12 protein-coding genes are annotated in these 13,819 nt (G+C 64.5%); 7 read left to right on the top strand and 5 right to left on the bottom strand.

Features of this window, described 5'->3' with window-relative positions; genetic code table 11:
• Positions 1-63: 63 nt before the first annotated feature.
• Positions 64-1,032, bottom strand: a complete 969-nt coding sequence (locus tag AB0I53_RS41590; RefSeq protein ID WP_358614670.1) for a hypothetical protein — start codon at positions 1,030-1,032, stop codon at positions 64-66.
• A 1,494-nt stretch (positions 1,033-2,526) separates the two neighbouring features.
• Here AB0I53_RS41590 and ltrA point away from each other — a divergent pair.
• A complete protein-coding gene (gene ltrA, locus AB0I53_RS41585) occupies positions 2,527-4,593 on the top strand; it encodes a group II intron reverse transcriptase/maturase (protein WP_358614668.1) in 2,067 nt (688 codons plus the stop codon).
• Between the two features lie 183 nt (positions 4,594-4,776).
• Here ltrA and AB0I53_RS41580 read toward each other — a convergent pair whose 3' ends face one another.
• Positions 4,777-5,175 carry a pentapeptide repeat-containing protein gene (locus AB0I53_RS41580; RefSeq protein WP_358614666.1) on the bottom strand — a complete coding sequence of 133 codons (399 nt, stop codon included), beginning with the start codon at positions 5,173-5,175 and terminating at the stop codon, positions 4,777-4,779.
• A gap of 310 nt (positions 5,176-5,485) precedes the next feature.
• Here AB0I53_RS41580 and AB0I53_RS41575 point away from each other — a divergent pair, with 310 nt between their 5' ends.
• Positions 5,486-6,064 carry a DUF4232 domain-containing protein gene (locus tag AB0I53_RS41575; RefSeq protein WP_358614664.1) on the top strand — a complete coding sequence of 193 codons (579 nt, stop codon included), beginning with the start codon at positions 5,486-5,488 and terminating at the stop codon, positions 6,062-6,064.
• 259 nt (positions 6,065-6,323) lie between these two features.
• Here the strand turns inward: AB0I53_RS41575 and AB0I53_RS41570 are convergent, their stop codons facing one another.
• Positions 6,324-6,533: a hypothetical protein gene (locus AB0I53_RS41570; protein ID WP_358614662.1), complete on the bottom strand. Its 210-nt coding sequence runs from the start codon at positions 6,531-6,533 to the stop codon at positions 6,324-6,326.
• Positions 6,534-6,789: 256 nt separating this feature from the next.
• Between AB0I53_RS41570 and AB0I53_RS41565 the strand changes: the two genes are divergently transcribed.
• The 4 genes from AB0I53_RS41565 to AB0I53_RS41550 all read left to right on the top strand — a co-directional run bounded on the left by AB0I53_RS41565 (position 6,790) and on the right by AB0I53_RS41550 (position 10,048).
• The gene (locus AB0I53_RS41565) at positions 6,790-6,957 is read left to right on the top strand and encodes a hypothetical protein (protein WP_358614660.1); all 168 of its coding nucleotides are present in this window, start codon (positions 6,790-6,792) and stop codon (positions 6,955-6,957) included.
• Positions 6,958-7,000: 43 nt separating this feature from the next.
• A complete protein-coding gene (locus tag AB0I53_RS41560; protein WP_358614658.1) occupies positions 7,001-7,888 on the top strand; it encodes an integrase core domain-containing protein in 888 nt (295 codons plus the stop codon).
• Positions 7,889-8,486: 598 nt separating this feature from the next.
• Positions 8,487-9,488: a catalase family peroxidase gene (locus tag AB0I53_RS41555; RefSeq protein WP_358614656.1), complete on the top strand. Its 1,002-nt coding sequence runs from the start codon at positions 8,487-8,489 to the stop codon at positions 9,486-9,488.
• A complete protein-coding gene (locus AB0I53_RS41550; RefSeq protein ID WP_358614654.1) occupies positions 9,485-10,048 on the top strand; it encodes a cytochrome b in 564 nt (187 codons plus the stop codon). The genes AB0I53_RS41555 and AB0I53_RS41550 overlap by 4 nt, the downstream gene beginning before the upstream one ends.
• Before the next feature lie 144 nt (positions 10,049-10,192).
• Here the strand turns inward: AB0I53_RS41550 and AB0I53_RS41545 are convergent, their stop codons facing one another.
• Positions 10,193-10,672: a hypothetical protein gene (locus tag AB0I53_RS41545; protein ID WP_358614652.1), complete on the bottom strand. Its 480-nt coding sequence runs from the start codon at positions 10,670-10,672 to the stop codon at positions 10,193-10,195.
• Positions 10,673-11,052: 380 nt separating this feature from the next.
• Here AB0I53_RS41545 and AB0I53_RS41540 point away from each other — a divergent pair, with 380 nt between their 5' ends.
• Positions 11,053-11,745, top strand: a complete 693-nt coding sequence (locus tag AB0I53_RS41540; RefSeq protein WP_358614650.1) for a hypothetical protein — start codon at positions 11,053-11,055, stop codon at positions 11,743-11,745.
• Positions 11,746-13,034: 1,289 nt separating this feature from the next.
• On the opposite strand, the gene AB0I53_RS41535 is transcribed toward AB0I53_RS41540, so the two are convergent.
• Positions 13,035-13,811, bottom strand: coding sequence for a carbohydrate ABC transporter permease (locus AB0I53_RS41535; protein ID WP_358614676.1), 777 nt, complete (start codon positions 13,809-13,811; stop codon positions 13,035-13,037).
• Positions 13,812-13,819: the final 8 nt, after the last annotated feature.

Raw genomic sequence — 13,819 nt, 5'->3', positions numbered from 1 at the left:
GCCGGAATCACGCCGGTACCCCGCCACCCGAATTCCTTCGAACAGGCGAAGCGCCCCCGGTCGTCAGCCCGCCGTGAAGTTCGGCAGGTCGGCGGTACTGGCCCTGTGCAGGTTCTTGATGACGTTGCGAGCGTCTGGGTAGTTGGTCGCCCCGGACTCGTAGAGCAGCCATGTCGTGCCGTTGTAGTCGGCGATGCCCTCCGACATGCTCGGCGCCTGGAAGCACTTGGCGGAGCGGTCGTTGATGTTCCTGCCATGGGCGACCACGTAGATGTTGCTGGGGTTCTTCCGGCCGTGTGACGTGCTGTAGACGAAGTGGGTGCCCGTGACCATCACGCCTTGCGTCTCGTCGGGCGTTACGTAGGCCGTGATCTGCTTGAGCTTACCGTCCTTGTTCACCTTGTAGACGTACATCCGGTCCTTCTCGAAATGGCCCGTGTACAGCTCATCGCCGTAGCCGGTGAGGAACGACGCCCCTTTGACCTTCTGGGCCGGACCGTTCGGCGCGAGCGACTGCTTGCCCGGGGTCTTGAACTTCGCCGCGAGGTCCGTGGCCTTGTACTTGTTCATGGACCTGTTGTTGCCACCTGGTACGAAAACCCAGCCATTGACGACCGCGATGCCCCCGGCGTGGTTGCTCTTGATGTCGACCGGTCCGAGGAGCCTGCTGGTGCCCGCCTCGATCCCGTAGATGCGCCCCGCGTAACCAGGCTTCTTGGGATGTTTTGTGTACATGCTGATCAGTATCAGGTCGTTGCCGGCGCCGTCCCAGTTCTCCCAAGCCCCCAGGCCCTGGGGGATGTAATCCTCGGACAGGACGGGTGTCAGGTCGTTGGCCTGTATGAACTTGCTGTCGTAGACCGTTCCGGCGGAAGGGCCGGGGTAGGTGGCTTTTCCTCCTGCGCCGCTGCTGTTGCACGTGATCGCGGCGGCTTCTTGCCCGACCGCGGTGGCCGGTGCGGTCGCCACCGCGGTCAGCGCCAGCGAGGCGCCGATCAGGGCGGTGGTGGTTCTGCGGATCACTGATCTCATCCCACGTCCTCCAGACGTCTTCGTGGAGCCAGAGAACTTCGCGAACCAGCCAATGATCGGGCGCGGGGAACCGGCGCGAGGGGGATCGCGGTCAAGGCACCGGAAATTCACAGATTACTTGCGGCCAATCGGTGCCTTTTCCTACCTCGTTCCGGTTATGCGCGGCATTTTCCGCACCCGATTCGGTGCCGAACCGCCCCACCGCACCCGGGGCCGCTGGCACGGGGTGGACCATGAAACGAGCTCGCTCGCCGGCGCCGGCACCGCGTCAGGCAGGTGCGCACGAAACTGGATCTGACCCAGCTGCTCGCGCTGGGCGTGGTGCTGGTCGGCCTCGTTGCTGGTCAGCTGTGGCTATGGCCCAATGCCGCTTAGCTTAAGTTGATCATGCGTGGTCTTCGACGCAAGACGTGCGCGTGACCAGTACAGACGCTTCGCGGCTGCTTCTCCGAAGCATCACTCGTGTGACCTCGATCGAGCGGACCGCGTATCCGCGGTTTAGTGCGACACGAAGTCGCTTGTGGCGAGTGGGCTCGCAGATTGGGGGCCGGTTGGTGCGGGATGTGTAGTCCCTGGCGAGTGTTCAATGCCGGTTCCCACCCTGACATGCGTTGCTGGCAACGGCGGGGTGTGGAGCTCAGGGGAAACGCCGAAGCGGTCCTGATCCGTCCGGGAGCGTAGGCAAGGGGAAGGCCGGGCGGGCGAAGGACATGAACCTCCGTTGATGCCTCGTGAGAATAGGCCTCGGGTGGATGGAGAGCGTTACCGAGGTTGAGGGCCTGCCGCTGCGAAGCGGAAGTGGCGATCGGGGATGAATCGCCGGTCGTGGGAGCACCACTGGCCCCGGGGTATAGGGGGCAGTGCGACACGAAGTCGCTGGTAGTGAGTGAGCTAGCTGAGGAGGATCGACTGATGTCGAAGGTGTAGCTCCGGGTCAGTGTCCGTGAGACCTGTTCCCACCTCGGCGTGCGTCGCTGGTGACGGCGGGGTACGAAGCCCGGGGGAAAAGCCGAAGGGTTCCCGTTCCGTCCGGGAGTCACGGGCAAGGGAAAGATCGGCCGGGTCAATCGCGTGAATCTCCGTTGATGTCTCGTCAATACCTCCCTCGCAGACGGGCTGTAGCAGTGAGGGTGTAGGGCTGGCCGCTGGGAAGCGGCAGGCGCCGACTGGTTATGCCCTGCTGGTCGGGAGGACACCGCCGCCCCGGGATAGAGGAGAGGCCCACCCCGATCGCGTCTCACACCTGTGGAACGTGGCAATCCCGTTGAGGTCCAAGCCGAGGCGGCTTGGTAGGCCGACCGTGAGGAGAGCTGAAGTCCTCAGCGGGGGAAGGATGACGCAACAAGCGAAGGCTGGGACGCCGAAAGGCACCGGAAAGACCGACACCGCTGGCCGCGGCCTCCTGCGGGGTGTCGGATAACCGCCCGGATACGGACCCTGGTGGTCCGGCTCGAAAGAGCGCTGACGTGCGTCAGGTGAGCCTGCGAAGACTCGATGATCAACGCACCGGAACCGAGGGACAAGTTGGACGCCACGACCACGCTCGCCGCGACCGATGTCACGCGCGAACACGTCGCGGTGAACGGACCCGAGGACGCCTCTCTCGACTGGGACGCTGTGGATTGGCGTCAGGCCGAGAGCGACGTACGGCGTCTGCGGCAACGCATCTTCGCGGCATCGAAGGCAGGGGACCTGAAGAAGGTTCGGAACTTGCAAAAGTTGATGCTTCGCTCGCGCGCCAATGCACTGTTGAGTGTACGGCGGGTGACGGAGCTCAATGCTGGTCGTCGGACGGCGGGTGTCGATGGCAAGGTAGTGCGAAGCTCCCAAGTAAAAGCCCTATGGGTTGGCTGGGCGCAAAGTCGCTGCCGGTCGTGGACGGCCAAGCCCGTCAGACGAGTGTATGTGCCCAAGGCCAACGGAAAACGGCGTCCCATTGGGATTCCCGTGATCGGCGACAGGATCTTGCAATCCCTGACGCTCAACGCACTGGAATCCGAGTGGGAAGCGCGGTTCGAGCCGAAGACCTACGGGTTTCGGCCCGGCCGCGGCTGCCATGACGCGATCGAGGCCATTTTCAACACCGTTAGCGGGAAGAACCCGCAACGGCGATGGATCCTGGACGCCGACCTGGCGGCGGCATTTGACCGGCTCGACCATCACCACATTCTCGGCCAGCTCGGCACGTTTCCCGCGCGGAAGCTGGTCGAACAATGGTTGAAGGCGGGTGTGGTCGAGCGGGAATGTTTCACGCCAACCGACGAGGGAAGCCCTCAAGGAGGCGTGATCAGCCCCGTCCTACTGAATGTGGCCTTGCACGGTATGGAGCAGGCCGCCGGGGTCAGGTACCGCGCATCCGGCGTCAACGCCGACCGCGTGGTTCCGGAAAGCCCGGTGTTGGTGAAGTACGCAGACGATCTTGTTGTGATGTGCGGCAGCCCGAAACAGGCCGAACAGGTCAAAGACCGGCTTGCCGCCTGGCTTGCACCCCGTGGCTTGGCCTTCAACGAGGACAAGACGCGAATCACCTGCCTCGAGCAGGGATTTGAGTTCCTTGGGATGCAGATACGCCGGTATCGCAACGGGAAGCTGCTGATCAAACCCAGCAAAACGGCCGTGCAGCGGTTCCGGAAACGGCTCACCACGGAGATGAGAGCCCTGCGAGGGGCGAACGCTCACGCGGTGGTGACCCGCCTCAATCCGATCATTCGAGGTTGGTCAGCTTATTACCGGAGCGTGGTGTCCAAGCGGACGTTCGTCCAACTGGACACTCACATGTGGAAGTTGGTCATGAGTTGGGCCAAGCGTCGACACCCGAACAAATCGAGCCGGTGGGTTGTTGACCGGTACTTCGGCGCGTTCCACCCGACCAGGCGAGACCGGTGGATCTTCGGTGACCACGCCAGTGGCGCCTACCTCGCCAAGTTCGCCTGGACGAAAATCGTCCGACACCAAGTGGTCAAGGGACGGACATCACCAGATGACCCTGCCCTGACCAACTATTGGGCCGAACGGCGACGCCGCCGCAAGCCCCCGCTGGACAAGTCCCGACTGCGCCTGCTTCAAGCGCAACACGGTCGCTGTCCGCTCTGCCGGAGCTTGCTGCTGCACACCGACCAGGAACCACAATCCCCAGAGGAATGGGAAACGTGGGTCAAGGTCACCCGCAAGGCGAGGCGATCCGCAAACAAGCGATCACCACCTACACGGGACACGGCACGTCGGACGACACCGCCGCACTCCACCTCATACACGCCCACTGCGCACGCCAAGTCAACAGCGGCACACGCAGCCCAGCACGGCAACCTGCCGACGAGCCTTCAGGGCTTGCTTGAGCCGGATGAATGGAAAGCGTTCAAGTCCGGTTCTGAGGGGGGATCGGCGGGGCAACCCGCCGGTCCTACCCGACCCCGACCCGGTCGTGTCTCGTGCAAGCGGAACGTGGAAACCCCGTCAAGGTCCAGGCGAGGTGACTTGCCGGGTAGGCCGACTGCGAGGAGAGCTGAAGCCCTTGACGGGAACAGGATGCCCAAAAAGCGAATGCCGGTGGCCGAAAGGTGACGGGAAAGCGGGGCAGATGACCGACTCCTCCGTCGGTGACTCCGTATAACTGACCGGGTACCGGTCCTCGTGGCCGGGCGCGAAAGCGCGCTGACGTGGGCAGGTGGGCCTTTGAAGACGAACCGTTGAAGGTGCTGGAACTGAAGGGCAAGTATGCGCGGTATTTATCCACAGCGCCGGCGGTCACTCTCGCCGCGGCGTCCAGTGGGCTGGTCGCTGCAATCCGGTGTTCCTCAGATCAGTTCGTTCATCACCACGCCGCGCCGAGTCGATCTGATCTTGCGTCAGGGACCTCGCGCCCCGGAGCCCTGCGCCGCGCAGGTCCGCACCCTCGAACCGTGTGCCGCGCAGATCCGCGACCGTGAGCTTTACCCTTCGCAGCTGCGCAGACCCGAGCTCTGCGCCCCGCAGATGAAGCCCTTCAAGGGTCAGGTCGCCGAATCCGAGATGGGCTACCGCGGTAAGCACCGCCTGGACATCAGCGCGGGGCTTGTCCGGGCGGTCCACCTCCACGTAAGGCACCGGGCGCTCGCTGGTGTCCTGCCGGCGCGGCGCGTGGATGCGGATGAAGGCCACCAACACCTGATGAATGTCGTCGCGGTGGTCGCCAGATCGAGTCCCCTGACACCGGGGCAGCCATATGGGGAGCGAACTGGGCGAAGAAGTGCGGCAGTGGCTGCGCAAACTGCTCAACCGCTACCCACAGACCCGCCTCGTGGTCACCTCCCGTCCAGCCGCCGCCGGAACACGATGGCATGAAGCGCTCACGGCCCCACGGAACCACGTCGTCCTGTATGTCTGCGGTCACACTCGTTGGAAGCAACCACCCACGGGGTCGCACGTCTATGTCATCGAAAGAAGGTTGCAGACCGGATCTTTTAAGGACAGTGAAATGAACCTGCGCACCATCGGGACCACCCTGACCGCCGCCGCGGCCCTCGCACTTTCTCTCAGCGCATGCGGTTCGGCCCAGCAGACGCCGCCGGCCCCGCAGCTGGGTAGTGCACAGGGTGGCACCTACGCCGGCTCGAACTCGCAGGGCGACGAAAGCCCTGACGACCAGGGGCCCTGCGAAATCGACAACATGGAGCCGTCTTTCGAGCTCTCTTCGACCGGCCACGTGAACGCCCACCTGAAGGTCACGAACGCCGGCGAGGCTAGCTGCACCCTGACCGACGACTTCCCGGACGTCACGTTCATGGACCGGGAAGGGAACCCGTCCGACGGTCTCCAGATCAACCAGGGCGAGCCGGGCACGGGCGGCCCGGTCATCCTCGAGCCCGGCCAGTCGGCCGCTGCGGACGTCGAGTGGCCGGCCGACCAGGGCGGTCCCGACGGGCCGGCCTGCAACCGGGTCTGGGCCGTGAGCCTGAAGATGAACGACGGCGAGCCGAAGACCATTGAGCCCAACGGCGGAGTCTTCGACCTGTGCGGCGGCGAGGCCACGATCAGCAGCTGGCAGGAGGACTGACCCGCGAAGCCCCGCGGAGCAACGCTTCCTCGGGACCGGGCAGTCGTGGGCCGCGAGAAGCCCAGGAGCGGCGGCGAAGTCCTCATCGGCACCGGCATGCGCGAAGGCGAAGCCCTCGCCCTGCACTGGAACGACGTCCACCTCGACGACCGGATGCTGTACGTCCGCCAGACACTGTCCAATGTGAACAACACGACACCTGTGTTCACCACACCCAAAACCAAAACCAGCCTCGACTGGATCGGACTCTCATCCCGGGTCACCGCCGCTTTTCCTGGCGACGAACCTGCGATGCCAGGCCAGGATCGGGGAAGATCTCGTGCCAGCGGCGTTGAGGGAGCAGCGAGGACAGCGCTGCGAACCAGAAACGGTCCGCCGGCAGCTCCGGGTCGGTTTGACGCGTCAACGAGGCATGGGCGTCGGCGATGTGCTCAGCCAGCTCCCCATTGCCGGCGAAGGTGTACTCCAACGTTGGTGTTTAGCGCGAAAGAACACATCCCGCAGTGGCATCCGGGGTCGTGTTTTCGCACCTCACCGGTTCGCTTACGTAATCGGCCGGTTCGGACGGGAACGCCCCCATCTGCGTGTAGCGGTGTCCTTGCCGAAAACCTCATCCGCCCAGATGAGAAGCCTGTGGCTGGCCAGGGAATCTCAGGGCGCAATGACCGTGGCGACCGCACGCGAGTACCCGTCACAGGGGGATCACTCCGGCATGATGGTCGGCCGTGCTGTTGCGACTGGCCTACCTGGGTGTGACGAACGCGTTCGCCATGCTGCGCCTGCTGCCCATGAGTGACCGGGACAAGGACATCGAGATCCTCGCCTTGCGCCATCAGATCACGGTGCTGGAACGTCAACTCGGTCAAAGAGAGGGTGCGGTTCAGCCCAGCTGAGCTAGCGTTCCTGGCGGCGCTGCTGCATCGGCCGCCACGGAACGTGCTGCGCAGACTGCGGTTGCTGGTGCGCCCGGACACAGTGCTGTGCTGGCACCGCGACCTGATCGCACGCCGCCATGCGTCCGTTTCCAAACCAAAGCGCCCGGGCCGGCCACGCACCGTCCGTTCCATCCAGGCTTTGGTGCTACGCCTGGCAAAGGAGAACCCCAGTTGGGAATACCGCCGACTTCACGGCGAATTGCTCGTCCTGGGAGTGAAAGTAGCAGCCTCGACCGTCTGGGAGATCTTGCAGGCGGCTGGGATAGACCCGGCGCCCGAGCGCGCCTCCAGCACATGGGCGGACTTTCTGCGTTCCCAGGCCGACGCCTTACTGGCTTGCGATTTCTTCGAAACCGTCACCCTGTCCGGGGCGAGGATGTACGTGTTCGCCGTCATCGAGCACACCATCCGGCGGATCCGGATCCTGGGCGCCACCGCACACCCGACCGCCGCGTGGGTCGCCCAAGCCGCAAAGAACCTCGTCATGGACCTCGAGGACGCCGACAGCCGGGCGCGGTTCCTGATCCGGGACCGCGACGGCAAATTCCCCGCCCTATTCGATACCGTCCTGTCGGATACGAGGATTGAGGTCGTGCTCAGCGGCGTCCAGATGCCGAGAATGAACTCAATCATGGAAAGGTGGGTACTGACGTGCCGACGCGAACTGCTGGACCGCACCTTGATCTGGAACCAGCGGCACCTGCTCCACGCCCTGCGTGAGTTCGAACAGTTCTACAACACCCACCGGCCTCACCAAGGCATCGCGAACGCCCGTCCCCTACGCCCCTTGCCCACGTCGGTCGTCGATCCGAAGCAACTCGAACCCCTCAACATACGTCGACACGACCGGCTCGGTGGCATCCTCCACGAATACCACCGAGCAGCATGACCTCTACGGATGGGATTTTCGGCAAGGGCAGAGCCGGCCCAGCACGGTGAACGCCTCGGGGGCGGGCGCCGGTCGTCGGGCATGCGCCGGTGGGGTCGGTGGTCGGTCATGACGCGTGCAAGCCCCTTTCCCTACTGCTGATCCTGGGCCGCGAGATCGTCGAAGGCGGGGATCCGTGGTGGATCTCCGCGCGTAGCGCTCGGTGGCGCGGGGCGGGTGTGGCTGGTGAAGCGGCGGCACACCACGTCCTGACTACCCAGCACATCACCGCGCTGTCGGTGTGCGTCGGCGGCATCCGAACGTCCACAATGGCCACGTCTGGCTGGTGCGCCTCGATCGCGCGCAAACTCTTCGACCACGCCGGATCAAGGAAGCCCGAGCTTTGTGACCGAGGGCACTCTTCGATGGTTGAACGTGTCGGGTTCTTCGCACGTAGGTCTCACTTACAAGGGAACGAAGCTTCCGGCTTCGTGATCACAGTCCTGATATGGAGAGGGAAATGGACGAAGACACCAACCCGCCCCTTTCGCCCGGCTGTCCCATGGTCAGTCGCCGGAGCACTTTACTCGGGCTCGTTGCCGTAGGTGGCGTTGGCGTCATGAGCGTCGGCGGGTTCCTCTACGCGGGCGGCTGGTTCAGTTCCGGGAAGTTGACACCGGTGCGCATCGCGGATCGCTTCGAGGAGGTGTACGGCAAGCATGCCGGATTCCGTCGCAACCACGCCAAAGGTGTGTGCGTATCGGGATACTTCACGAGCAACGGGTCCGGAACCTCGGTATCCAAGGCGTCGGTCTTCCACCCAGGCCACACCCCGGTTATTGGCAGATTCTCACTGTCCGGCGGCAAACCGCAGGCGACCGACGCCAATGACACCATCCGGGGTCTCGGACTGGTCTTCGCGCTGTCGAACGGGGAGCAGTGGCGCACCGCCCTGGTCAACATCCCGGTTTTCCCCGACAACACCGTGCAGGGCTTCTACGACCGGCTCCTCGCGTCCAAACCGGTTCCGGGCACGGGCCAGCCGGATCCGCAGAAGATGGCCGAATTCCTCGCCAAGCATCCCGAAACCGCCAGGGCGCAGAAGATCATCAAGACGCACCCGCCGACATCCGGGTTTGACGACAGCACCTTCAACAGCTTGAACGCCTTCCTCGCCACCAACGAGACGGGCGTGACCGTCCCGGTACGCTGGTCCCTGGTGCCCGCGCAGCCGGCCCGCCCCGGAAACACGACGAAACCCGCCGACGAGAACTACCTGTTCGACTCGCTCATCGTCCAGCTTTCGGCCCATCCGCTGCAGTGGAACCTGGTGCTTACCGTCGGGGAACCCGATGATCCGACGGACGACCCCACCATGCCCTGGCCCGAGAGCCGCCAGAAGATCACTGCGGGGACGCTGACGATCGACTCGGTGCAGACCGAGGGAGCCGGAAACGCCCGGGACGTCAACTTCGACCCTCTCGTGCTACCGGACGGGATCTCGCCATCCGACGATCCACTGCTCAGCGCGCGCTCGGCGGTCTACTCCCAGTCCTTCACACGCAGATCCAGCGAACCCAAGCAGCCCAGCGCGGTCGACGTTTCAAAGGTGCAACAGTGAACAACAACTCGCCCCACAGCCCCGCCCGCTACACGGTCTTGTCCCGAGCGCTGCATTGGGTGATGGCGGTCATGGTGATCGCCATGCTGTTCATCGGGGTCGCCATGGTGGCCTCCCCGAGTGCCTACCATGCGCTGCTGTTCCTCCACCGGCCACTGGGAATCGCGATCCTCGCTCTGGTCGTAGTCCGGTTCGTCAACCGGCTACTGCGCCGGCCGCCGGCACATTCAGCCACCATGTCGCCCGCTGAGCGCGTCGTGGCCACGGGGTCGGAGTACCTGCTCTACGCCCTGCTGTTCGCCCAGCCACTCATCGGCTGGGCCATGACCTCGGCCGCCGGAACCCCCGTCGTGCTCTATGGGCCGCTCCATCTGCCCGCCATCCTCCCGCCCAGCCCATCCCTGTACTCGACGCTCCGGGAAGCCCACACTGTCCTGGCCTACCTGCTCTTCTTCGCCTTCACGGCCCACATGTGCGCGGTGCTGTTCCACGCGCTGGTCCTACGCGACGGCCTCCTCGACCGCATGGCCTTCTGGCACAGCACGCGGCCGAAACGATGACACGTCGAAAACACGATTGGGAACACTGGTCGTGACGTCGTCGCGCACGATGTGCGCAAGACCGTCCGGCTGCTGCATTGATGCGGAAGAACCGGCTGTCCCCAGGCAGAACCGGCTGCTGCCCCGGGGGCAGTGCGTCACGGGTCAGCCGGTCGGGGCTGCGGTCTTGATCGCTTCGCCGGCGGGGTTGACGAGGTACCAGACGTGCATCTTGTCCTGGCCCTTGATGTCCCCGGCCGCGTTGTCTTGGGCGAAGTAGTACAGCGGCTTCCCGGCGAAGGTGATCTGCTGACCGCCGTCGGGTCGGTTCACGGTGCCGAGTTGTGCCGCATCCACCCCCGGCCCGGCTTGCGGCGCTCCGGTCAGCGGCGGCCACTGCGCCACGCATTGGTCCACGCACCGGGAGGTGCCGGGCTCGTCCTTCGTGAACAGGTACAGGGTCCGGCCCGAGGCGTCGACGAGGTAGTCACCGGTGGGTGCGGTGCGGATGCCCACCACGGCAGGAGCGGCTGCGGGCGGGCTGGGCGTCTGGGGCTGGGATTCGGGCTGCTCACCCGATCCGCACGCTGCGATCGTCATCGTGCAGGCGGCGGTGGCGAGGACCGCGATTCTGCGCAACGGCATGATGTTCCTTCTCGTTCGGCTGCGTCGACCCCCAATACGTCCGCCTCGGCCGCCGGATTCAACGGAAATCCGTTAGCGGAGCGGTTCGAGCACAACGCACCGCTGAACGAAGGCGGCCACGGCACCTATTACGGCGGCGCCGAGCGCGGCTACATCGACTACCCCACGCTCTCCGGCGTTTCGTGACCGCTGGGCACACGATTCGAACCGGTGCGGGGACTTTCTCCGCCGAAGTCCCCGCACCAAGCACCCGTCGGCGTTGAACGGCTCATGTGCGAGGGGGCGAAAGCCAGGCCGCCACATCGGTTCTCTCGTTGAACCGGACAGTCGCTCTTGTCGTATGGATCGGTGACAAGTTGCCGACGAGCAAGGAGCACTTGATGCGCCGGAGTATTTCGAAACGGGCCACGATGACGATCAGTGCCGGACTGACCATCGCCGTTGCGGCGACCGTCGCCGCGACGGTCTCCGCCCAGGCTGACAACGCAACGGACACCGCCTCGGATGCGAAGGTCGAGGTGTTCGCACCCAGGAACGGAGACAACGCGGGCACCTCCGGCCGGGGCTGGTTCGTCGACCTCGCGGTCGATTTCCGCGGCCAGAACGGCCCGGCACGCGCCGGACTCAGCGGCCTTCAGCTCACCGGACCCGCCGGCCACAACAACGTGCCCCCGTTCCCCGGGACGTTCTCCCCAGGCAAGGACGACCGCCTGCCGGGCCTGGTCGTCCTCACTTCCTCCACGATCACGAACCCAGAGCGGAAATTCGCTGGCCCCGGCACGAACCTGGCCAATCTGTTCAACCTAACCGGCCTCACCGACCGTGCTGACGACCGGACCGAGGTCTGGGACACCTGGATCGTCGGCGATGCCATCGCGGGCAAGGGTGTTGACACCACACTGACCGTGGCCGTCGTCGACGATCTCGACCACAACGGCGTCTTCGACGATGCACCGGACGTTGTTGCGGACTTCAACCACGACGGTCGCATCGACGCCAAGGACCTGGAAATCCTAGGCGTCGCATCGAATATCGAACAGGTTCGCTTCCACATCAACGCAAACCCGCTCTGACACTCAGCTGCCGGAAGCCGAGCCCCAGGCCTCCCGCACGGGAAGCCTGGGCTCCGGCATCGTTGGCCGTTCCGTGATCACCGCTGGGTGAAGAGCCCGATGCCTGGAAACCGGCACGTCGGGTTCGGCGGCGGGAAACATCGACGTTCCCCGGGGGCCGGGAGCAACCCCGGCGCCACGCCCCTGGGCTGACCCCACCGACATGCACGACCCTGCCTTTGCCGGAAACCTCATCCGTGCAGGTCATGCGGCATGCCCGTACTCGTGGAGGATGCCGCCGAGGCGATCGCGTCGGCATATGTTCAGGCGAGCGATCTTGTCGGGATCTGTGATGGGCGTAGGTAAGGGGTTCGGCGGGCGGATGTTGGTGATGCCCTGGTGCGGGCGGTGTTCGTTGTAGAGCTGTTCGAACTCGCGCAGGACGTGGAGCAGGTGACGCTGGTTCCTGCTGTACCTGTGGGGTTCCAGAAGTCGGCCACCAATGCTGACCAGTAGCTTTACGCCGCACGCTCGTATTCGTTGATCAGGCCACCAAGCACAGGTCGAGTTTTGATCCGCTTATGGCTGAGGTTTGCGACGGGGTGGCTTGGTCGTGGTGGGCGGAGTTCGCGGGCGCGGTGCGGTCGTGGCCGTTGTAGTGTCGGATGTACTCGGTGAGCGCCGCACGCAGGTGCCGCTCACCGAAGATCAACAGGCGGTCGGCAGCACCAGGAGCTCGACGTCCTTGGACGCCGACGAGCGACCGAGCAGCCACAGCCAGCCCACCATGCGCACGAAGATCAGGTAAAGCAGACGCAGTGACATGACCTGCGATCATGTCCTGTCTGCCGGGGACACCGAAAGGTGCAGGTCGCAGCACGTGGACCGACTTGTGAAACCCCACAGGCCAACTCGTCGGCGCCTTCGTAGCCACCACAACCAGTGTGGTGCAGCGCGGCGTTGATTTTCAGTGGTAGCGCTCCGTTCGACGCCGGTCAGCATCGGCTTGGAGTCAACCCGAAGAACGGCATCGGAATCAGGTTGGTGATTCCCAAGGTGCGTCGGCGCGGGCCTAGCCGGTGGCGTTCGTTGGTTCAAGGTAAGCAATATTTTCAGTGTTGATTGAATGTTATTTCGTTGTCTTCTTGACCACTGAGGACCAATGGGATCCACGTGACTGGAGCGGCGCGGGCGGTTAGGTGTGCGCTGATTGCTGCGTAGCTCGGGTGGTCATCTGTACCGGTGTCCATGGCTGGAAAAGTCTTTCGATCCCATCAGGGGTCGATGAAGCCGTTGTTCAGGTGCCCGAGTCACTTCAGGCCGGAGCGGACGAAGGCGTTGACGATCTGGCGCTGGAGGACGAGGTAGAGCGCGAACACCGGTAGGCATGCCAGTCCGGCTGTTGCCATGAGGGGGCCCCAGTCGTTGCCTTCGGTGCCCATGAAGCTGCGGATGCCGAGTTGGACCATGGCGTTGCTGCGTTGGAGCACCAGGGCTGGCCAGAAGTACTCGTTCCAGGCTTGCACGAACAGTAGGATGCCCAGTGCCGCCAGCGCGGGACGCAGGTTGGGCACGACTACCGTCCACAGGGTTGCCCAGGACGATCGTCCGTCGACCTTGGCCGCGTCAAGCAGTTCCTTGGGAAAGCTGCGCATGTGCTGGCGGAGCATCAGGACGCTCAACGCGGAGCACAGGGACGGCAGGATCACGCCTGCAATGGTGTTGAGCACGCCGAGCTGGAGCAGCAGCACGTAGTTGGGCAACATCGACACCTGGAACGGCACCAGCCAGGTGCCGACGAACAGCAGGTACAGCACCTGCTTGCCGCGGAACTCCCAGACAGCGAACGCGTAGGCGGCGAACAGCCCGGTGAGCAGCTGGCCGAGTGCGGTCACCAGTGCCACCACGGAGGTATTGGCCAACATGCGCCCGATGGGAATCGTGTTCCACGCGTGGACGTAGTTCTCCACCGACAGCGGCCAGGGGAGCGGCGACAGCGAGAACACGTCGCCGGGCATCCGCAGCGAGGTCGCGTACATCCAGTAGATGGGAAGCACGCACAGCAGGCCCAGCACGCCGAGAATCACGTTTCCCA

The organism is Saccharopolyspora sp. NPDC050389 (assembly GCF_040655595.1).
Lineage (GTDB): Bacteria > Actinomycetota > Actinomycetes > Mycobacteriales > Pseudonocardiaceae > Saccharopolyspora.
The sequence above is the reverse complement of the archived record's forward strand: the minus strand, read 5'-3'. Positions and strand labels throughout refer to the sequence as shown.

Excerpts from the sequence above, each read along its gene's own strand:
- AB0I53_RS41590 (WP_358614670.1), bottom strand. The coding sequence starts at position 1,032 with ATGAGATCAGTGATCCGCAGAACCACCACCGCCCTGATCGGCGCCTCG.
- AB0I53_RS41555 (WP_358614656.1), top strand. The coding sequence starts at position 8,487 with ATGAGCGTCGGCGGGTTCCTCTACGCGGGCGGCTGGTTCAGTTCCGGG.
- AB0I53_RS41545 (WP_358614652.1), bottom strand. The coding sequence starts at position 10,672 with ATGCCGTTGCGCAGAATCGCGGTCCTCGCCACCGCCGCCTGCACGATG.
- ltrA (WP_358614668.1), top strand. The coding sequence starts at position 2,527 with ATGATCAACGCACCGGAACCGAGGGACAAGTTGGACGCCACGACCACG.
- AB0I53_RS41540 (WP_358614650.1), top strand. The coding sequence starts at position 11,053 with ATGCGCCGGAGTATTTCGAAACGGGCCACGATGACGATCAGTGCCGGA.
- AB0I53_RS41575 (WP_358614664.1), top strand. The coding sequence starts at position 5,486 with ATGAACCTGCGCACCATCGGGACCACCCTGACCGCCGCCGCGGCCCTC.